Here is an 18,809-nt window from a genome sequence, read left to right as displayed (position 1 = left end):
GGCCTCAGAACAGGCCGGTCGCGGAGAAGCGCAGGACCAGCTGGGGTGCTCCGGAGAGGGCGATGCCCAGGACGGCCGTCAGGGCGATCGCGGCGGTCAGCGGGGCCGGGACGCGGTGCTTCTCGGGCTCCCCCTCGGGGGCGCGGAAGAGCAGGGTCGTCCACTGGAGGTAGTAGAAGAGCGCGATCACGACGTTGACGGCCATGACCACGGCCAGCCAGCCGAGCCCCGCGTCGACGGCCGCCGCGAAGACGGTGACCTTGGCGAAGAGCCCGATGATGCCCGGCGGCAGTCCGGCGAGGCAGAGCAGGAAGAAGCCGAGGATCAGCGCGGACAGGGGGCTCCTCGCGTACAGGCCCCGGTAGTCGCTGATGCGGTTCAGGGGGCTCGTACGGGCGACGAGGGCGGCCACGGCGAAGGCGCCGAGGTTCACCACCGCGTACATCAGGGCGTACGCGACGGTGGAGCCGATGGCCTTCGCGGCGTCCTTGGAGTAGGCGGCGGACGCGATCGGGACCAGGAGGTAGCCGGCCTGGCCGACGGAGGACCAGGCGAGCAGGCGGACCGCGCTGTACGCGCGCGTGGCCTGCTGGCGCAGGGCGCCGACGTTGCCGACGGTCATGGTGAGGGCGGCCAGCGCGGCGAGCGCCGGGCCCCAGACGTCCCCGTACGAGGGAAGGGCGACGACGGTGACAAGGATCAGGCCGGAGAAGCCGACCGCCTTGCCGACGACCGACAAGTAGGCGGCGACCGGCAAAGGCGCCCCTACGTAGGTGTCGGGCACCCAGAAGTGGAAGGGCACGGCAGCCGTCTTGAAGGCGAAGCCGACAAGGGTGAGAACGACGCCCGCCTGGGCGAGAGTGTGGAACTGTCCGTCGACGTGCTGGATCTTGTCCGCGATCTGGGTCAGGTAGAGGCTGCCGGTCGTCGCGTAGACGAAGCTGACGCCCATGAGACTGACGGCGGTCGCGGTGACGGAGGACAGGAAGAACTTCAGGGCCGCCTCGGAGGACTTCTTGTCGCCGCGTTTGATACCGACGAGCGCGAAGGCGGGCAGTGAGGCGACTTCGAGGGCGACGATGAGCGTCGCGAGGTCGCGGGAGGCGGGCAGCAGGGCGGCGCCCGCGGCCGAGGAGAGCAACAGGAACCAGAACTCCCCTTCGGGGAGGTCTTTGTTGGCGTCCTTCAGGGCCGTGACCGACAGCAGTGCCGCCAGGAGCGCTCCGCCGAGGACCAGGAACTGGATGACGAGGGTGAAGCGGTCCGCCGTGTAGCTACAGGCGTGCGCGTCGCCCGTCAGACAGAAGGTGGCGCGGTCGCCGTCCCGGAGGGGCAGCAGCATGAGTGCGGACGCGGCGAGCCCCGCCACCGACACCCAGCCGAGTACCGCCTTCTTCTCCTCTCCGATGAAGAGGTCGGCGACGAGCACGACGAGTCCGACGACCGCGGCGAGGGTGGGCGGCGCGATCGCGAGCCAGTCGACGGACTGGACCAGGGAGCTCATCGGGTGCCTCCTGCGAGGAGCTGCTGAACGGCCGGGTCGGTCAGGCCGAGGAGGGCCTTGGGCCACAGACCGGCGACGACGGTGAGGGCGACGAGCGGCGTCCAGGCCGCGAACTCGTAGCTCTGGACGTCGGCGAGCTTCGGCGCCTCCTGCCCCGGGGTCTCGCCCATGCACACACGGCGTACGACGACGAGCATGTACGCGGCCGTGAGCAGCGTGCCGAATGCGGCGATCGCCATGAACGTCAGATACGCGGGACGGCTGAGGTCGGCGGCGGGTTTGAACGCGCCGAACAGAGCCAGCATCTCGCCCCAGAATCCGGCGAGGCCCGGGAGCCCGAGCGAGGCGACGGCGGCGAAGGCGAGGAGTCCGCCGAGACGCGGAGCCTTGCCGTAGAGCGCGGCGCCGGTCTCCTCGGCGAGGGTGTCGAGGTCGGTGGTGCCCGTGCGGTCCTTCAGCGCCCCGACGAGGAAGAAGAGGAGCCCGGTGATGAGACCGTGGGCGATGTTGGCGAACAGCGCGCCGTTCACGCCGGTCGGAGTCATCGTCGCGATGCCGAGCAGGACGAATCCCATGTGACCGACGGACGAGTACGCGATGAGCCGCTTGAGATCGCCCTTCGCACCCTGTTTCGCGAGGGCCAGGCAGGCCAGGGATCCGTAGATGATCCCGACCACGGCGAAGGCGGCGAGGTAGGGGGCGAAGGTGTGCATCCCACCCGGCGCGATCGGCAGCAGAATCCGGACGAAACCGTACGTACCCATCTTCAGCAGTACGCCGGCCAGCAGGACCGAGCCGACGGTGGGCGCGGCGGTGTGGGCATCCGGCAGCCAGCTGTGCAGCGGCCACATCGGCGTCTTGACCGCGAGCCCGATTCCGATCGACAAAACGGCGATGACCTGCACGGATGTACTCAGCGACCGGCCGTTGTCAGTGGCGAGTGCCACCATGTCGAATGTGCCCGCCTTGATTCCGATCAGGAGCAGGCCCAGCAGCATGACGACCGAACCGAGCAGTGTGAAGAGGATGAACTTCCAGGCCGCGGCCTGGCGCTGCGCACCGCCCCACCGGGCGATGAGGAAGTACATCGGGACGAGCACCATCTCGAACGCGAGGAAGAACAGCAGCAGATCGAGGACGGCGAAGGTCGCGAGGGTGCCGGACTCGAGGACGAGCAGCAGTGCGACGAAGGCCTTCGGGGTCGGCCCCGCAGGCATCTTGAAGTAGCTGTAGAGCGCGCAGAGGAAGGTCAGCAGCGCGGTCAGGACCAGAAGGGGGAGGGAAATGCCGTCGATGCCGAGGTGGATCCGCACGTCGAGTGCGGGGATCCAGCTGATGTCCGTCGTGGCCTGCATCTTCGACGGATGGTCGTGGTCGAAGCCGAGCGCGAGGACGACCGCGGCGATGAGCACCACGCCAGTGACGATCACGCCGTGCCGCAGCACGGCCTGGTCCGGTGACTTCCCCTTCAGTCCGGGCGGCGCGGGCAGGAGAGCGGCGGCGGCGCCGATGAGCGGCCCGACGACGATCAACGCGAGAAGAATCTGCATCACGGACTCACTGATATCGATCACGCCTGCTCACGCTCCCGTGGCGACGAGGAGGGCGGCGACCACCAGGACGACGGTGCCGGCGAGCAGCGCGCTCACATAGGTCTGCACATTGCCGGTCTGCGCGCGCCGTACGGCGGCGCCGAGCAGGCGGGGTAGGGCGGCGGCACCGCGTACGTAGGTGTCGACGACCTCACGGTCGAGGAACCGCACGAGTGCGGCACCGGCCTGGACGGGGCGGACGAACAGCACGTTGTACACGGCGTCGAGGTGGAATCCGACGGCCGCGTGCCGGTGCAGCGGGCCGAGCAGCAGCCGTCCGGGATCTGCCGGGTCGGGGGCGTAGGCCACGTCTCCGAACGCGGGTGCGTGGCTGGCGATCGCCTCTGCCTCGACCACCCCGGCGTCGGCGTCGGGGTGGGCCGCGACCGCACCCGCTGGGATGGGCGCAGCCAGCGCGGTGGTGTGCCGCCAGGCCCCGTAGGTGACGATCCCGCCGACCAGGGCAAGGCCCGTGCCGAGGACGGAGGTGGTGAGGACCGGTGTCAGGTCGCGGCCGTCGAACCAGTCGGGCAGTGGGCCGTATGCGAGCCCGAAAGCGAGGGAAGGGACGGCGAGCACCCACAGCACGACGGTCATGCTGCCCGGCTCCTTGCCGTGGTCGGGGGCTTCGACGCCCCGGCCGTGGAAGGCCAGCAGCCACAGCCGGGTCGCGTACGCGGCGGTGAGTACGGCGGTGACCAGACCGGCGACGAGGACGATCCAGCCCGCGGAGCCGGGGGCGTGCTCGGTGTGGCCGGTGGCGACGTGCTCGGCTGCTCCGAGGACGGCCTCCTTGGAGAAGAAGCCGCTGAACGGCGGGATCGCGGCGAGCGCGAGCAGCGCCACGGTCATCGTCCAGTAGGCGTCGGGAACGCGGGATCGCAGGCCGCTCATACGGGACATGACGGCCAGCGAGTTGGTGCCGGAGGCGTGGATGATCACGCCGGCGGCGAGGAACAGCAGCGCCTTGAAGGCGCCGTGGGACAGGAGGTGGAAGACGGCGGCACCGCGGTCGCCGACGGCGAGGGCACCGGCCATGTATCCGAGCTGGCCGATCGTCGAGTACGCGAGGACGCGCTTGATGTCGTCCTGGGCGAGTGCGGCGAGTGCCGAGCCCGCCATCGTGACGGCGGCCATGACGGCGAGGACCACCATCGCGGCCGAGGAGGCCTGGAAGACGGGGAGGAGCCGGGCGACGAAGTAGATACCGGCCGCGACCATCGTCGCCGCGTGGATCAGGGCGGAGACGGGTGTCGGGCCCGCCATCGCGTCGGGCAGCCAGGTGTGCAGCGGGAAGAGCGCCGACTTGCCCGCCACACCGGCGAGGAGCAGCAGGGCGATCAGCGTCGGATGGTGCAGTCCCCCGCTCGCGACGGTGCCGAGAACCGTGGTGATGCGGAAGGACCCGGCGTCGGTGCCCAGGGCGAACAGACCGATGAGGAAGGGGACGTCGCCGAGTTTGGTGACCAGGAAGGCCTTGATCGAGGCGGCGCGGGCTTCGGGGGTCTCCCAGTAGTGGCCGACCAGGAAGTACGAGCAGATGCCCATGACCTCCCAGCCGACCAGGAGCACGATCAGGTCGCCGGAGTAGACGACGAGCAGCATCGCGGAGGTGAAGAGGGAGACGAGAGCGGCGTAGGAGGGGTAGCGCGGGTCGTTGCGCAGGTAACCCGTCGAGTAGATCTGCACGCAGGAGGCGACGACGCCGACGAGTACGGCGACGAGAGCGGCGAAGCCGTCGATGTGCAGGGAGAGTTCGATCGGGACCGAGCCGGTGGGCGTCAGTTCGGTGGCCGCGTTGATGGCCTGGCCGCCGCCCTGGCGCACGGCGACCAGTACGGCGAGGACGAGCGAGGTGAGGGACGGGAGTACCGCGAGGGGGCGGACATAGCCGGGGGCCGTGCGGCCGAGGAGGAGTCCGGCCGCGGCGCCCAGGAACGGAAGGAGGGGGACGAGGACGGCGAGGGTGGTCGTGGTCACGCGGTGGCCTCAGCCTTCTCGTCTCCCGTGACGGGGGCTTCTTCGGTGCCGTCGCCGTGGGAGCCGTCCGGGGCGGGGCCCTCGGCGGTGTCGCGGAGCTTGTCGATGTCCGAGGTCCCGCGGCCCCGGTAGACGGCGAGGACGATCGCCAGGCCGATGCCGATCTCGGCGGCCGCGATGGCGATGGTGAACAGGGTCAGGGCCTGGCCGGAGTGGAGCGTGTCGCGGGCGGTCCTGGACAGCCAGACGTCGAAGGCGACGAGGTTCAGGTTGACGGCGTTGAGCATGAGCTCGACGGACATCAGCACCAGGATCGCGTTGCGGCGCGCGAGGACTCCGTACAGGCCCGTGCAGAAGAGGAGGGCGGAGAGCACGGCGGGATAGGCGAGGTGCATCAGCGGGTCCCTTCCTTCTCGCTCCGGCGGCTCTGGGAATCCGCGGGGGTGGCCCCGTCCGCCTTGGTGGTGGCGTCGGCCTTCGCCTTGCGGGAGAGGACGATCGCGCCGACCAGGGCGGCGAGGAGGAGGACGGAGAGCGCCTCGAAGGGGAGGACCCAGTTCTGGAAGAGGCTCGCTCCGGTGACCTCGGTGGAGCCGGCGGCGGGGCCCTTCAGGTCGACCCAAGTGGTGCGGAACGCGTCCACGACCACCCAGACGAGGGCGGCGGCCGCGGCGACGGCCACGGTGAGGGCGGCCCAGCGGTTGCCGGAGTCGGCGTCCGGGGAGCGGCCGATCGGCGCCTTGGTGAGCATCAGACCGAACAGAAGGAGGACGACGACGGAACCGACGTAGATGAGTACCTGCACCCAGGCGATGAACTCGGCCGTGAGCAGGAGGTACTCGACGGCGAGGCCGCCGAGCGTCATCACCAGCCACAGGGCGGCGTGCACCAGCTGCTTGGTGGTGACGGTGACGATCGCGGCGCCGAAGGTGACCAGGCCGACGAGGAGGAAGGCGATCTCGACGCCCGTCGGGGAGAGGAAGCCGTGGCTTTCGGCGGCGGTGGTCGTGGCCCGCGCCGCGGCGACCGTGGCTGCTGCGAGGCTCACGACGCACCGTCCTGCGGGTCGGAGGGCTTGGAGGGCTCGGGCGTGCCTGAGGCCGTGCCTGAGGCCGCGTCCGTGATCGTGCCTGAGGCCGCGTCCGAGGTTGTGCCTGTGGTCGTGCCGCCGGCCGGGGGTTCGGGCTGGGCAGCCTGCTGGGCTGTCCGCGCCGCGAGTTCGACTGCGTCGGCTGCTGCGGCTGCCTCGGCGGCGAGTTTGTCGGCGGTTTTGCGGGCGGCGGCCAGTTCCTTCGGTTCCTCGGCGCCGGGGTCGAGAGCGGGCGGGGCCGGAACCGTCCACATCCACTCGCGGAGCTTGTCGCGCTCGTGGGTGAGTTCGTGGATGTCGGTCTCCGCGTACTCGAACTCCGGGGACCAGAACAGCGCGTCGAAAGGACAGACCTCGATGCAGATACCGCAGTACATGCACAGGGAGAAGTCGATGGCGAAGCGGTCGAGGACGTTGCGGCTGCGCTCGCGGCCACCGGGGGCGGCCGCCGGGACCGTCTCCTTGTGGGAGTCGATGTAGATGCACCAGTCCGGGCACTCGCGGGCGCACAGCATGCAGACCGTGCAGTTCTCCTCGAACAGGCCGATGACGCCGCGGGAGCGGGGCGGGAGTTCGGGCTGGGCGTCCGGGTACTGCGCGGTGACGGTCTTCTTCGTCATCGTGCGGAGGGTGACGGCCAGGCCCTTGGCGAGTCCGGAGCCAGGAATGCGGGGACGGGTGGACGGGAGAGGCTCAGCCATGGTTACGAGATCACCACCTTGACGATGCCGGTGAGGGCGATCTGGGCGAGAGAGAGGGGGACGAGGAGGGTCCAGGAGAGTTTCTGGAGCTGGTCCTCGCGCAGGCGGGGGTAGGTGACGCGCAGCCAGATCACGACGAAGGCGAGGAGGGCCGTCTTCAGAAGGGTCCAGAGCCAGCCGAGGCCGTCGGCACCCCACGGGCCGTGCCAGCCGCCCAGGAAGAGGACGGTGGTCAGACCGCACAGGACGACGATTCCGGCGTACTCGGCAAGGAGGAAGAGTGCGAAACGCAGGCCGGTGTACTCGGTGTACGCGCCGAAGATGATCTCCGAGTCGGCGACGGGCATGTCGAAGGGCGGACGCTGGAGTTCGGCGAGGCCCGCCACGAAGAAGACGACCGCGCCGACGATCTGCCAGGGCACCCACCACCACTCGAAGGCGGCGACGATGCCGGGCAGGGAGACCGTGCCGGCCGCCATCGCGACGGAGGCGGCGGTCAGCAGCATCGGGAGTTCGTACGCGAGGAGCTGCGCGGCGGTGCGCAGGCCGCCGAGGAGGGAGAACTTGTTGGCCGAGGCCCAGCCCGCCATGAGCGAGCCGAGGACACCCACGCCCATCACGGCGAGAACGAAGAAGATGCCCGCGTCGACGAGCTGGCCGACGGCGCCCTCACCCGGGCCGATCGGGATGGCGAGGAGGACGAGAAGGTACGGGAGAAGGGCGACGGCGGGGGCGAGCTGGAAGATACGGCGGTCCGCACCCGTGGGGACGATGTCTTCCTTCTGCGCGAACTTCACGCCGTCCGCGACGAGTTGGGCCCAGCCGTGGAAGCCGCCGGCGTACATCGGGCCGAGGCGGCCCTGCATGTGGGCCATCACCTTGTGCTCGGTCTGACCGACGATCAGGGGGAACGTCAGGAACACGACGAAGACGACGAGGAGGCGTAGGGCGACGTCGAGAGCGTCGTTCACTGCGTGCCTCCGGCTGGGTTTCTGGGGGTTCTGGGGGTCGAGTCTTCGGGAGCGGGGTCTTCGGGAGCGGGGGTGGAGCCGGGGTCCGGCTCGGAGTCCGGCTCGGAGTCCGGCTCGGGGGATGCCGGGGGTTTCGCGGTGGCCTCGGGGTCCGGGCTCGGGGCAGCCGCGGGCTCCGAGGTGGCCCCCGACTCCGACTCCGACTCCGACCTGGACTCCGGCTTCGGCGCCTGCGCCAGCTCCTGCTGCTGCTCTTGCTCCTGCTCCTGCCCCTGCCCCTGCCCCTGCTTCGACTCCTGTTGCGGCTCCTGCTCCTGCTCCTGCTTCGACTCCTGTTGCGGCTCCTGCTCCTGCTCCTGCTTCGACTCCTGTTGCGGCTCGTCGAACGCGGGGCGGGCGTGGTGCCAAGGGGCGTCGGAGCTGCGCGGTGCCGCGGCAGCGGGCGGCTGCTCGGTGCCCTGTGTCCTCCGTGTCGCCGAGCCCTGGCTCGCGCTGCGCGTACGGCGGGGGCCGGCGGGAGGCGTCGGCCCGGCGGCCTCCGGGGCCGCGGGGGCGGCTGTCGAGGTCGCCTGTTCGTCGGCAGCCGGGGCCTCGGTCTGCTGGCTGGCCGAGCCCTGGCTGGCGCTGCGCGCCCGGCGAGCGGGCGTCGGGGCCTGCGCGCCGGCAGCGGCAGCAGTGGTGGCACCGGCGGCGGGACCGGTTCCCGTGTCGCCAGTCGTGGTGGTCTGGCTTGCTGAGCCCTCGCCCGCCGTGCGGGCCCGCCGTACCGGGCGGTCGCCGGCGGCTCGGGCCGCTCCGCGCGCCGGGCGGGCGGGGGCCGGGGGGAGTTGGCCCTTCAGGGGACCCCAGTCGTTGGGGTCGGGCACGCCGGGCGGAAGCATCTGGCGGCGCTTGGGACCACCGTGATCGGACTCCCCCGGCTCCTTCGCCCCGGGCCAGGCCTTGGCGACGCGGGCGGCGAGGACGAAGTCCTTGCGGAGGGGGTGGCCTTCGAAGCCCTCGGGGAGAAGAAGGGGGTCGAGACCCGGGTGGCCCTCGAAGGTGACGCCGAACATCTCATGGGTCTCGCGCTCGTGCCAGCCGGCGCCGGCGTACACGGAGACCGCCGTGGCCAGGACGGGTGCCGAGTGCGGGACGGTCGTACGGACGAGGAGGCGGCGTACGGGAGACAGGGCCACCACGTGCGCGGCGACGCGGAAGCCCGTGCCGGGTTCGTCGACGGCGCTCAGCCAGTCGAAGTAGGTGCAGCCCAGCGAGTCGCGCGCGGTCTCCAGGGCGGAGAGCCAGGCACTCGGCGGTACGTCGACCGTCAGGACCTCGTACGACTCCTCGGCCGTGGCCTCCGGGCCGAAGAGCTCCTCGACGGGGGCGGGAAGCCAGCCGACGGTCATCGGTCCTCCCCCACGGCGGGCGGACGCACCAGGTCGCTCTGGAGGGCGGCGGCCGACGGACGCGGCGAGGAGCTGTAGCGCTCCCCCAGCGACTCCCGGGCGATCTTCTCCTGGAGCTTGAGGATGCCCTGCAGCAGCGCTTCGGGGCGGGGCGGGCACCCGGGGACGTAGACGTCCACCGGGATGATCTGGTCGACGCCCTTGGTGACGGAGTAGGAGTCCCAGTACGGGCCGCCGCAGTTGGAGCACGCGCCGAAGGAGATGACGTACTTCGGCTCGGGCATCTGCTCGTAGAGGCGCTTGACGGCCGGGGCCATCTTGTCCGTGACCGTGCCGGAGACGACCATCAGGTCGGCCTGGCGCGGACCCGGTGCGAACGGGATCACGCCGAGCCGGATGAAGTCGTGGCGGGCCATCGACGCGGCGATGAACTCGATCGCGCAGCAGGCGAGGCCGAAGTTGAAGACCCAGAGCGAGTAGCGGCGGCCCCAGTTCAGGACCACCTTCATCGGCTCCGGGGCCAGCCGGGAGAGCGCGCCGAGCCGCTTCGGCTCGGGAAGCAGCACCGGCTCGGAGAGCGAGGGGGTCACGTCCGAGGGGGTCACGTCCATGTCAGGACGCCCTTCTTGTATGCGTACAGCAGGCCCACGGCCAGGAAGCCGAGGAAGATGAACATCTCCACGAGGGTGGCCGCGCCGTAGCCGGGCGCGGCGAAGACGGTCGCCCAGGGGAAGAGGAAGATCGAGTCGACGGCGAAGATGACGTAGAGGAAGGCGTAGACGTAGTAGCGGACCTGGGTGTGGGCCCAGCCCTCGCCTACGGGGTCGACGCCGCACTCGTACGTCAGGAGTTTCTCGGGGGTCGGGATCACCGGCCGCAGCAGGCGGCCCGCCCCGAAGGCGACGGCGACGAAGAGCACGCCGACGACGGCGAGCAGTCCGACGACCGAGTACGACTGGAAGTAGCCCGCCGCGACGACGGCCCCGGTTGCCGTGACAACGGTCGGTTCCGGCACGTCAGCCCCTCACTCCCTGACCTCGTTGCGCCCGGCGCGCGCCCCGTCGCGCACGCTGTGATGCGCCCCGTTCGACGATCTGTACGGACGGGAGTCTAGGGCCTGCTAAAGAGACGGTAAGCAGGCCGTCACGCATTGGCTATCGGGGACATGTCAGGGACTCGTCCGCATCGCCCGTCGCCGGGTTCGCGCACTCGCCCGGCTCAGATGTCACCGGGTTCCCGTCCGCACCTCGCGGTCACTTCCCATTTCACCTCGCGAGCACATCCAGGTACACCGCGCGGCGGCCTCGGCTTTCACCTCAAGGGGTGGGGTTTTCCCCAGTGGATCGCGGCGGTCGACCTCATGGCGCGGCGGCTCGCCGCCGGGCAGGCTAGCCAATATGACCGAACGCATCATCCCCCTCGGCCCCCTCGGCCCGTCGGACACGCCTCAAGCCTCGGACATACCGGGCACATCGGGTGTACCGGATGTACTAGATGCACAAGATGTACCGGACGAGGCGGCCGACAGCGATCGGCTGCCTCCCCCACGTTTCGCACTCGGCCGGCAGACGTGGAAGGAGATCGCGCATCTCCTCTCCAATCTGCCGGTCTCGATCCTCGGCTTCGTGTACGTCGTGACGCTCGTCTCCACGGGCGCGGGGCTGGCCGTGACGGTGATCGGGCTGCCCCTGCTCGCGGGCGGGCTGCGGGGCGCGCGGCTGCTGGGCCGGATGGAGCGGGCGCGGGCGCGCAAGCTGCTCGGCGTGCGGATCGACGAGCCGAGCCCGATGCCGGTGCGCGGGACGGGCTTCTTCTCCTGGTTGTGGTCGAGCCTGCGGGACTCGGTGGCCTGGCGGACGGTGCTGTACGACTTCATCCGGCTGCCGTGGGGCATCGTCACGTTCACGGTCACGCTGACGTCGTTGTTCCTGCTGTGGCCGGTGCTGCCGTTCCTCGCGCGGGGGCTGACGAACGTCGACCGGGCCATGGTGCGCGGGCTGCTGTCGCCCTCGGACGAGTTGGAGCGGCGCATCGCCGAGCTGGAGTCGGACCGGGGGGTCGTGGTCGACACGGCCGCGGCGGACCTGCGGCGCATCGAACGGGACCTGCACGACGGGGCGCAGGCGCGGCTCGTCAACCTCGCGATGGGGCTCGGGCTTGCCAAGGAGAAGATTCTCGAGGGGCAGGCCGACGAGACCGTCGCGGCCATGGTCGACGAGGCGCACGGCGAGGTGAAGCTGGCCCTGCAGGAGCTGCGCGATCTGGCCCGCGGCATCCATCCCGCGGTCCTCACCGACCGGGGCCTCGACGCGGCGCTGTCGTCGGTCGCCTCGCGCTGCACCGTGCCGGTGAAGGTGACGGCCGACCTCCCGACGAGACCGGCCGCCGCCATCGAGGGCATCGCCTACTTCACCGTGTCCGAGCTGCTGCAGAACGTCAGCAAGCACAGTGGGGCGCGCTCCGCGTCCGTCGACGTGTGGCGGACGGACGAGCGGCTGCTCATACAGGTCCAGGACGACGGGCGCGGTGGGGCCGCCCTCGACGGCGGTACGGGGATGGCGGGGCTCGCGGACCGGCTGGGCGCGGTGGACGGGCTGTTCATCATCGACTCACCGCCCGGCGGCCCGACCATCATCACGGCGGAGCTGCCTTGGCGGGACCGGGGGGACCGGCGGGACGGGCAGGGCTGACGGGGCTGACGGGGCTGACGGGGCTGACGGGCAGGCCTATGGGGTGACCTGTGCGGGTCCGCCTCGACGGGTCCGCCTTGGCGCGTCCGCCCTGGCGCGTCCGCCCTGGCGCGTCCGCCTTGACCGGGGCCGTCGGCATGCGGCTTCCGTCGGGCTCCGAGGTAGGGAAAACCCCCGTCCCAAGACGCCGACCCGCTCCATGGTCGGCAAGGGCCGAGAACAGCAGGGTGGGGGGTACGAACCGACGAGCAGGACGAGCAGAACGGACGAGACCGATGGCGACGGAGTACGGACAGGGGTACGGGTACCCGAGCGGGCCCGGATTCCACGAGGCGGGTGCCGAGGGGCGGCGGCACCGTCTCCCGACACCGCTGCGGGCGCCGATCGAGGCGCGCAGCTGGCGCGAGTTCGGTTACGTGATGTCGGGCCTGCCGGTCGGCATCCTCATGTTCACGTTCGCCGTCACGATGTTCTCGCTCGGCATGGGCCTGCTGATCACCTTCCTGGGGATCCCGGTGCTCGCCGCGGCCCTGGCCGGTGTCCTCGGGTTCGGCGCGCTGGAGCGGGCGCGGGCGCGCGGGTTGCTCGGGATCGAGGTGGCCGCGCCGGAGCCCCTGCGGGTGCGCAAGCACGGGGCGCTCGCATGGATGGGGGCGATCCTCAAGAGCGGTTCGGCTTGGCGGCATCTGCTGTACTCGGTGGTGCAGTTCCCGTGGTCGGTGTTCTCGTTCGTGGTGGCGCTGACCTTCTGGGCGTACGGCTGGGCGATGCTGACGTATCCGCTCTGGTTCTGGCTCTTCCCGGTGTACGGCGGGCAGGGCGGGCTCCAGCTCTACGGCGACGGCACGCACCGCGTCTACCTGGACAACCCCTTCGAGATCACCGTCACCGCGCTGCTGGGGCTGCTGATCACGATGGCCACGCCGTGGATCGTGCGGGCGCTGACCACGGTGGACCGGGTGATGGTGGCGGGGCTGCTCGGGCCGTCGCGGCTGGCGAGCCGGGTGGTCGAGCTGGAGTCGGACCGGGGGGTCGTGGTCGACACGGCCGCGGCGGACCTGCGGCGCATCGAGCGGGACCTGCACGACGGGGCGCAGGCGCGGCTCGTCAATCTCGCGATGGGGCTCGGTCTTGCCAAGGAGAAGCTCACCGAGGATCCGCAGGCCGCGGCGCGGATGGTGGACGAGGCGCACGGTGAGGTGAAGACGGCGTTGCAGGAGCTGCGGGATCTGGCGCGGGGGATTCATCCGGCCGTGCTGACCGATCGTGGGCTGGATGCGGCGCTGTCTTCCGTGGCCTCGCGGTGCACCGTGCCGGTGCAGGTGGAGGTGGATCTTCCCGCTCGGCCGGCGCCGGCGATCGAGGGGATCGCGTACTTCACCGTCTCCGAGCTGCTGCAGAACGTCAGTAAGCATGCGCGGGCGACGCGGGCCACGGTGGATGTGTGGCGGGTCGAGAACCGGTTGATGCTTCAGGTTGTCGACGATGGTGTGGGTGGGGCCGATGTTTCCGGTGGGTCCGGGCTTGCGGGGCTGGCGGAGCGGCTCGATGCGGTGGACGGGGTTTTGGTGGTGGACTCTCCTGTGGGTGGGCCCAGTCGGATTACTGCGGAGTTGCCCTGGCGGGGGTGAGCGGGGGTGGGGGGTGGGGTGTTTCTCGCCCCCGCCGCCCCTACCCGTCCCATCCCCGGGGCTCCGCCCCCGGCCCCCCGGCGGGGCTCCGCCCCTGCACCCCGCCACGGGCGCCGCCCCCGGCCCCCGCGGGGCAGCTGCCCCGCACCCCACCACAACCGTCACCTCTGACCCCCACGGGGCGGCGCCCGCGCCCCACCACAGGCGGCGCCACTGACCGCCTCGGGGCTCGGCCCCCGTACCCCCACCACAGACGGCCCCCGTACCCCGCCGGGGCGCTGCCCCTGACCCGACCGGGCGCAGCCCCAAACCGGACCGGGCTCGGCCCTCAACCCGACCGGCCTCGCCCCCGAACCTCGCGGGACTCCGCCCCCGAACCCCACCACGCGCATGCCCCCAGCCCCCGCAGGGCTCGGCCCCCACCCCCGACAGGACTCCGCCCCGAACCCCACCACGCACGTACCCCCAGCCCCCACAGAGCTCCGCCCCGCCAAGAGGCCTCACCCCAACACGCACAGACCCCACCTCTCGCCCTCTCGCCCCTCGCTCCCCACAGCCGGCCCAAGCCCGCCACCCCCCTGAACCCCACCCCGGAGCCAAAAGTGCGCCCCCCGCATTCCCCCTCCCCCCTCCCCCTGATTCCCCTTGATTCCCCTTGCTCGGGGGCGGGTGGGTTCGAATGCTGGGATGCTGTGGGCTGATGTATGGGCGGGGACGCGGCCGGCTTGGGTCGGGGAATGGTGTGGGGGGCCGAGAATCGTGGAGGACAGGGTGCGGGTGGTCATCGCCGAGGATTCAGTGCTGCTCAGGGAGGGCCTGACCCGGTTGTTGACCGACCGCGGGCACGATGTCGTGGCCGGTGTCGGAGACGGCGACGCGCTGATCAAGACCATCACCGACCTGGCGGCCCAGGACGCGCTGCCGGACGTCGTGGTCGCCGACGTACGGATGCCGCCGACACACACCGACGAGGGCGTGAAGGCGGCCGTGCAACTGCGCAAGCATCACCCGGGGGTGGGGGTGCTGGTGCTGTCGCAGTACGTGGAGGAGCGCTACGCCACCGAACTGCTGGCCGGTTCGAGCCGTGGGGTCGGCTACCTGCTCAAGGACCGCGTCGCGGAGGTGCGCGAGTTCGTGGACGCGGTGGTGCGGGTGGCCCAGGGGGGTACCGCTCTGGACCCGGAGGTGGTCGCGCAGCTGCTCGGGCGCAGTCGTAAGCAGGACGTACTGGCCGGGCTCACCCCGCGGGAGCGGGAGGTCCTAGGACTTATGGCCGAGGGACGCACGAACTCGGCGATCGCGCGGCAGCTCGTGGTGAGTGACGGCGCGGTCGAGAAACACGTCAGCAATATCTTCCTGAAACTCGGGCTTTCCCCGAGCGACGGTGATCACCGGCGTGTTCTCGCGGTCCTCACCTATCTGAACTCCTGAGGGACTGACACTGGGTCAGCCGAACACACCGCGTCGGCCGAACGGATTCGCCCTCGAAGGACAGGGGCCCGACACGGCACCAGAGCGGCGCGAGACGGGCACGAGAACCAAAGGATGAGGTAGAAGCGTCTTCCAGAGGAGCGTCGGGGGCGAGTAAGTCATGACAAGTCAGGGCGTCGAACCATCTCAAAATGGTGTCCATCATGCGAACGGCCGAGGGAAGGCGACCCTTACAGACGTAGGGTTGATCCCGGGAAGGCCTGCGGGAAGGCCGCTCCCAGACAGCCGCCTCGAAGGAGGTCCAGTTAAGTGACCAGCCAGGTCAGTAGCCCAGCGGAGCATGCCGACGGAGCCGTCGTAGGAGAACAGCGCAAACCGGCGGGGGTAAAGGAAACACGCCGGCTCGACCGGGTGATCATCCGGTTCGCGGGTGACTCCGGTGATGGAATGCAACTCACCGGCGACCGCTTCACCTCCGAGACGGCGTCGTTCGGGAACGATCTTTCGACGCTGCCGAACTTCCCCGCCGAAATCCGAGCGCCCGCAGGCACCCTGCCGGGCGTTTCTTCATTTCAGCTGCATTTCGCCGACCATGACATCCTTACGCCCGGTGACGCGCCGAATGTGCTGGTGGCCATGAATCCGGCGGCGCTCAAGGCGAACATCGGTGATGTGCCGCGCGGCGCGGAGATCATCGTCAACACGGACGAGTTCACGAAGCGGGCGATGGCGAAGGTCGGTTACGCGGCCAGCCCGCTGGAGGACGGTTCACTGGACGGGTACGCCGTCCATCCGGTCCCGCTGACGACGATGACGGTCGAGGCGCTCAAGGAGTTCGAGCTGTCCCGCAAGGAGGCCGAGCGCAGCAAGAACATGTTCGCGCTGGGCCTGCTGTCCTGGATGTACCACCGGCCCACCGAGGGCACCGAGAAGTTCCTGCGGACCAAGTTCGCGAAGAAACCCGAGATCGCCGCCGCCAACATCGCCGCGTTCCGGGCGGGCTGGAACTTCGGCGAGACGACCGAGGACTTCGCGGTCTCCTACGAGGTCGCCCCGGCCGCCAAGACCTTCCCGACCGGCACCTACCGCAACATCTCCGGGAACCTGGCCCTGTCGTACGGCCTGATCGCCGCCTCCAAACAGGCGGACCTGCCCCTCTACCTGGGCTCCTACCCGATCACCCCGGCCTCCGACATCCTGCACGAGCTGAGCCGGCACAAGAACTTCGGCGTACGCACCTTCCAGGCCGAGGACGAGATCGCGGGTATCGGCGCTGCCCTGGGCGCGGCCTTCGGCGGCTCGCTCGCGGTCACCACGACCTCCGGGCCTGGCGTGGCGCTGAAGTCGGAGACCATCGGGCTCGCGGTCTCCCTCGAACTGCCACTGCTGGTCATCGACATCCAGCGCGGCGGGCCTTCCACGGGGCTGCCGACGAAGACGGAGCAGGCGGACCTGCTCCAGGCGATGTACGGGCGCAACGGAGAGGCCCCGGTCCCGGTGGTCGCCCCGTGCACGCCGACCGACTGCTTCGACGCCGCCCTGGAGGCGGCCCGGATCGCCCTCACCTACCGCACTCCCGTCCTCCTCCTCTCCGACGGCTACCTGGCCAACGGCTCCGAACCGTGGCGGATCCCGGAGGTCGACGAGCTTCCGGACCTGCGGGTGCAGTTCGCGCAGGGTCCGAACCACACCCTGGACGACGGCACCGAGGTGTTCTGGCCCTACAAGCGTGATCCGGGGACCCTGGCCCGGCCGTGGGCGATCCCGGGCACACCGGGGCTCGAGCACCGCATCGGCGGCATCGAGAAGCAGGACGGCACGGGCAACATCTCCTACGACCCCGCCAACCACGACTTCATGGTCCGCACCCGCCAGGCGAAGATCGACGGCATCGACGTCCCGGACATCGAGGTCGACGACCCCTCCGACGAGGCCGACACCCTCGTTCTGGGCTGGGGTTCGACGTACGGACCCATCACCGCGGCGGTACGGCGGCTGCGGGCGGCCGGGGAGAACATCGCGCAGGCCCATCTGCGCCACCTCAACCCCTTCCCCCGGAATCTCGGCGCGGTGCTGGGGCGTTACGAGAAGGTGGTGATCCCCGAGATGAACCTCGGCCAGCTCGCCACGCTCGTCCGGGCGAAGTACCTGGTCGACGCGCACTCCTACAACCAGGTCAACGGCATGCCGTTCAAGGCCGAACAGCTCGCCACGGCGCTCAAGGAGGCCATCGATGGCTGAGACGACCGCAGGAAGCGCGGACACGATCGAGGCCCTCAGCCTGGTGCCCAAGGCCGAGGCCAGGCAGTCCATGAAGGACTTCAAGTCCGATCAGGAAGTGCGCTGGTGCCCCGGTTGCGGTGACTACGCGATCCTGGCCGCCGTACAGGGCTTCATGCCCGAGCTCGGCCTCGCCAAGGAGAACATCGTCTTCGTGTCGGGCATCGGCTGCTCGTCCCGCTTCCCGTACTACATGGACACGTACGGCATGCACTCCATCCACGGCCGCGCGCCCGCCATCGCGACGGGCCTCGCCTCCAGCAGGCGGGATCTGAGCGTGTGGGTGGTGACCGGTGACGGGGACGCCCTCTCCATCGGCGGCAACCATCTGATCCACGCGCTGCGCCGCAACGTGAACCTGAAGATCCTGCTGTTCAACAACCGGATCTACGGCCTCACCAAGGGGCAGTACTCGCCGACCTCCGAGGTCGGCAAGATCACCAAGTCGACGCCGATGGGCTCGCTGGACGCGCCCTTCAACCCGGTGTCCCTGGCCATCGGCGCGGAGGCGTCCTTCGTGGCCCGGACCGTGGACTCCGACCGCAAGCACCTCACCGAGGTACTGCGGCAGGCCGCCGCCCACCCGGGCACCGCGCTGGTGGAGATCTACCAGAACTGCAACATCTTCAACGACGGCGCCTTCGAGGCCCTCAAGGACAAGCAGCAGGCCGAGGAAGCGGTGATCCGGCTCGAACACGGGCAGCAGATCCGCTTCGGCGCGGACCGCGACAAGGGTGTCGTACGGGATCAGCTGACCGGTGACCTGAAGGTCGTCACCGTCACCCCGGAGAACGAGGCGGAGATCCTGGTCCACGACGCCCACTCCGCGTCCCCGACCACGGCCTTCGCGCTCTCCCGGCTGGCCGACCCGGACACCCTGCACCACACCCCGATCGGCGTCCTGCGCTCCGTGGAGCGACCGGTCTACGACACCCAGATGGCCGACCAGCTCGACACGGCCATCGAACAGAACGGCAAGGGCGACCTCGCGACGCTCCTCGCGGGCGGGGACACCTGGACGGTCGTCGGCTGAGCGGGCCGACCGTTCGAGGCGTTCCTCAAGGCGTTCGTCGAGGCGTTCAAGAAGTTCCACGGGCCCGGGTGGCCGACACCCGGGCCTCGTCGTACGCGTGGCGGGACTTCTCCACGTCGTCCATCCGGTCCTTGGTCCAGACGGCCAGGGCGCGCACCTGCTCGGCGGCCTCGCGGCCCAGTGCGGTGAGCGAGTAGTCGACGCGGGGCGGGATCACGGGCTGCGCGTCACGGTGGACGAGACCGTCGCGCTCCAGGGTCTGGAGGGTCTGGGTGAGCATCTTCTCGCTGACCCGGCCGATCGCCCGGCGCAGCTCGCTGAAGCGGTAGGGGCGGTCGAGGAGCTCGATCAGTACGAGCACACCCCAACGGCTGGTGACGTGCTCCAGGACGAGGCGGTACGGGCACACCGCCTCGCCCGTGTCGTACTTGGAGACGGCCGCAGGCTTGGACACGGCCGGGGTGTCGGTGGGTACCTCTGCACTTACTCCCATGCCAGTACCTTACTTCAAAGTG

General features: G+C 70.3%; 16 protein-coding genes. 5 read left to right on the top strand and 11 right to left on the bottom strand.

The window, feature by feature from the left end:
• Positions 1-4: 4 nt before the first annotated feature.
• From ACZ69M_RS16395 to ACZ69M_RS16350, 10 genes are read right to left on the bottom strand one after another with little or no spacing between them, the layout of a single operon-like run.
• Positions 5-1,504 carry an NADH-quinone oxidoreductase subunit N gene (locus ACZ69M_RS16395; protein WP_470050416.1) on the bottom strand — a complete coding sequence of 500 codons (1,500 nt, stop codon included), beginning with the start codon at positions 1,502-1,504 and terminating at the stop codon, positions 5-7.
• Complete coding sequence (locus ACZ69M_RS16390) at positions 1,501-3,078, bottom strand: NADH-quinone oxidoreductase subunit M (RefSeq protein ID WP_470050414.1); 1,578 nt, start codon at positions 3,076-3,078, stop codon at positions 1,501-1,503. Before ACZ69M_RS16390 ends, ACZ69M_RS16395 begins: the two co-directional genes overlap by 4 nt.
• Positions 3,079-3,084: 6 nt before the next feature.
• Complete coding sequence (locus ACZ69M_RS16385) at positions 3,085-5,076, bottom strand: NADH-quinone oxidoreductase subunit 5 family protein (protein WP_470050412.1); 1,992 nt, start codon at positions 5,074-5,076, stop codon at positions 3,085-3,087.
• Positions 5,073-5,471, bottom strand: coding sequence for an NADH-quinone oxidoreductase subunit NuoK (gene nuoK, locus ACZ69M_RS16380; protein ID WP_054228323.1), 399 nt, complete (start codon positions 5,469-5,471; stop codon positions 5,073-5,075). Before nuoK ends, ACZ69M_RS16385 begins: the two co-directional genes overlap by 4 nt.
• The gene (locus ACZ69M_RS16375) at positions 5,471-6,124 is read right to left on the bottom strand and encodes an NADH-quinone oxidoreductase subunit J family protein (RefSeq protein ID WP_470050410.1); all 654 of its coding nucleotides are present in this window, start codon (positions 6,122-6,124) and stop codon (positions 5,471-5,473) included. The genes nuoK and ACZ69M_RS16375 overlap by 1 nt, the downstream gene beginning before the upstream one ends.
• The gene (locus ACZ69M_RS16370) at positions 6,121-6,867 is read right to left on the bottom strand and encodes a NuoI/complex I 23 kDa subunit family protein (protein ID WP_470050408.1); all 747 of its coding nucleotides are present in this window, start codon (positions 6,865-6,867) and stop codon (positions 6,121-6,123) included. The genes ACZ69M_RS16375 and ACZ69M_RS16370 overlap by 4 nt, the downstream gene beginning before the upstream one ends.
• 2 nt (positions 6,868-6,869) lie before the next feature.
• Positions 6,870-7,838 (bottom strand): complex I subunit 1/NuoH family protein, encoded by a 969-nt coding sequence (locus ACZ69M_RS16365; protein ID WP_470050406.1) that lies wholly within the window; start codon positions 7,836-7,838, stop codon positions 6,870-6,872.
• Complete coding sequence (locus ACZ69M_RS16360; RefSeq protein ID WP_470050404.1) at positions 7,835-9,229, bottom strand: NADH-quinone oxidoreductase subunit C; 1,395 nt, start codon at positions 9,227-9,229, stop codon at positions 7,835-7,837. Before ACZ69M_RS16360 ends, ACZ69M_RS16365 begins: the two co-directional genes overlap by 4 nt.
• Positions 9,226-9,840, bottom strand: coding sequence for an NADH-quinone oxidoreductase subunit B (locus tag ACZ69M_RS16355; RefSeq protein ID WP_470050402.1), 615 nt, complete (start codon positions 9,838-9,840; stop codon positions 9,226-9,228). The genes ACZ69M_RS16360 and ACZ69M_RS16355 overlap by 4 nt, the downstream gene beginning before the upstream one ends.
• Complete coding sequence (locus tag ACZ69M_RS16350; protein WP_352046379.1) at positions 9,831-10,244, bottom strand: NADH-quinone oxidoreductase subunit A; 414 nt, start codon at positions 10,242-10,244, stop codon at positions 9,831-9,833. The genes ACZ69M_RS16355 and ACZ69M_RS16350 overlap by 10 nt, the downstream gene beginning before the upstream one ends.
• 382 nt (positions 10,245-10,626) lie before the next feature.
• Between ACZ69M_RS16350 and ACZ69M_RS16345 the strand changes: the two genes are divergently transcribed.
• The 5 genes from ACZ69M_RS16345 (at position 10,627) to ACZ69M_RS16325 (ending at position 18,294) form a co-directional block, all read left to right on the top strand.
• Positions 10,627-11,919: a sensor histidine kinase gene (locus ACZ69M_RS16345; RefSeq protein ID WP_470050401.1), complete on the top strand. Its 1,293-nt coding sequence runs from the start codon at positions 10,627-10,629 to the stop codon at positions 11,917-11,919.
• 275 nt (positions 11,920-12,194) lie between these two features.
• On the top strand, positions 12,195-13,550 hold the full coding sequence (locus ACZ69M_RS16340; RefSeq protein ID WP_470050399.1) for a sensor histidine kinase: 1,356 nt from the start codon (positions 12,195-12,197) through the stop codon (positions 13,548-13,550).
• A gap of 771 nt (positions 13,551-14,321) precedes the next feature.
• Positions 14,322-14,981, top strand: a complete 660-nt coding sequence (locus tag ACZ69M_RS16335) for a LuxR C-terminal-related transcriptional regulator (RefSeq protein ID WP_470050956.1) — start codon at positions 14,322-14,324, stop codon at positions 14,979-14,981.
• A gap of 309 nt (positions 14,982-15,290) precedes the next feature.
• Complete coding sequence (locus ACZ69M_RS16330; protein ID WP_470050397.1) at positions 15,291-17,222, top strand: 2-oxoacid:acceptor oxidoreductase subunit alpha; 1,932 nt, start codon at positions 15,291-15,293, stop codon at positions 17,220-17,222.
• A complete protein-coding gene (locus ACZ69M_RS16325) occupies positions 17,215-18,294 on the top strand; it encodes a 2-oxoacid:ferredoxin oxidoreductase subunit beta (RefSeq protein WP_470050396.1) in 1,080 nt (359 codons plus the stop codon). The genes ACZ69M_RS16330 and ACZ69M_RS16325 overlap by 8 nt, the downstream gene beginning before the upstream one ends.
• A gap of 46 nt (positions 18,295-18,340) precedes the next feature.
• Here the strand turns inward: ACZ69M_RS16325 and ACZ69M_RS16320 are convergent, their stop codons facing one another.
• The gene (locus ACZ69M_RS16320; RefSeq protein WP_470050394.1) at positions 18,341-18,787 is read right to left on the bottom strand and encodes a winged helix-turn-helix transcriptional regulator; all 447 of its coding nucleotides are present in this window, start codon (positions 18,785-18,787) and stop codon (positions 18,341-18,343) included.
• Between the last annotated feature and the right edge of the window lie 22 nt (positions 18,788-18,809).

The organism is Streptomyces sp. NPDC107454, from assembly GCF_055582885.1.
The sequence above is the reverse complement of the archived record's forward strand: the minus strand, read 5'-3'. Positions and strand labels throughout refer to the sequence as shown.

Excerpts from the sequence above, each read along its gene's own strand:
- ACZ69M_RS16395 (WP_470050416.1), bottom strand. The coding sequence starts at position 1,504 with ATGAGCTCCCTGGTCCAGTCCGTCGACTGGCTCGCGATCGCGCCGCCC.
- nuoK (WP_054228323.1), bottom strand. The coding sequence starts at position 5,471 with ATGCACCTCGCCTATCCCGCCGTGCTCTCCGCCCTCCTCTTCTGCACG.
- ACZ69M_RS16370 (WP_470050408.1), bottom strand. The coding sequence starts at position 6,867 with ATGGCTGAGCCTCTCCCGTCCACCCGTCCCCGCATTCCTGGCTCCGGA.
- ACZ69M_RS16360 (WP_470050404.1), bottom strand. The coding sequence starts at position 9,229 with ATGACCGTCGGCTGGCTTCCCGCCCCCGTCGAGGAGCTCTTCGGCCCG.
- ACZ69M_RS16355 (WP_470050402.1), bottom strand. The coding sequence starts at position 9,840 with ATGGACGTGACCCCCTCGGACGTGACCCCCTCGCTCTCCGAGCCGGTG.
- ACZ69M_RS16345 (WP_470050401.1), top strand. The coding sequence starts at position 10,627 with ATGACCGAACGCATCATCCCCCTCGGCCCCCTCGGCCCGTCGGACACG.
- ACZ69M_RS16340 (WP_470050399.1), top strand. The coding sequence starts at position 12,195 with ATGGCGACGGAGTACGGACAGGGGTACGGGTACCCGAGCGGGCCCGGA.
- ACZ69M_RS16325 (WP_470050396.1), top strand. The coding sequence starts at position 17,215 with ATGGCTGAGACGACCGCAGGAAGCGCGGACACGATCGAGGCCCTCAGC.
- ACZ69M_RS16320 (WP_470050394.1), bottom strand. The coding sequence starts at position 18,787 with ATGGGAGTAAGTGCAGAGGTACCCACCGACACCCCGGCCGTGTCCAAG.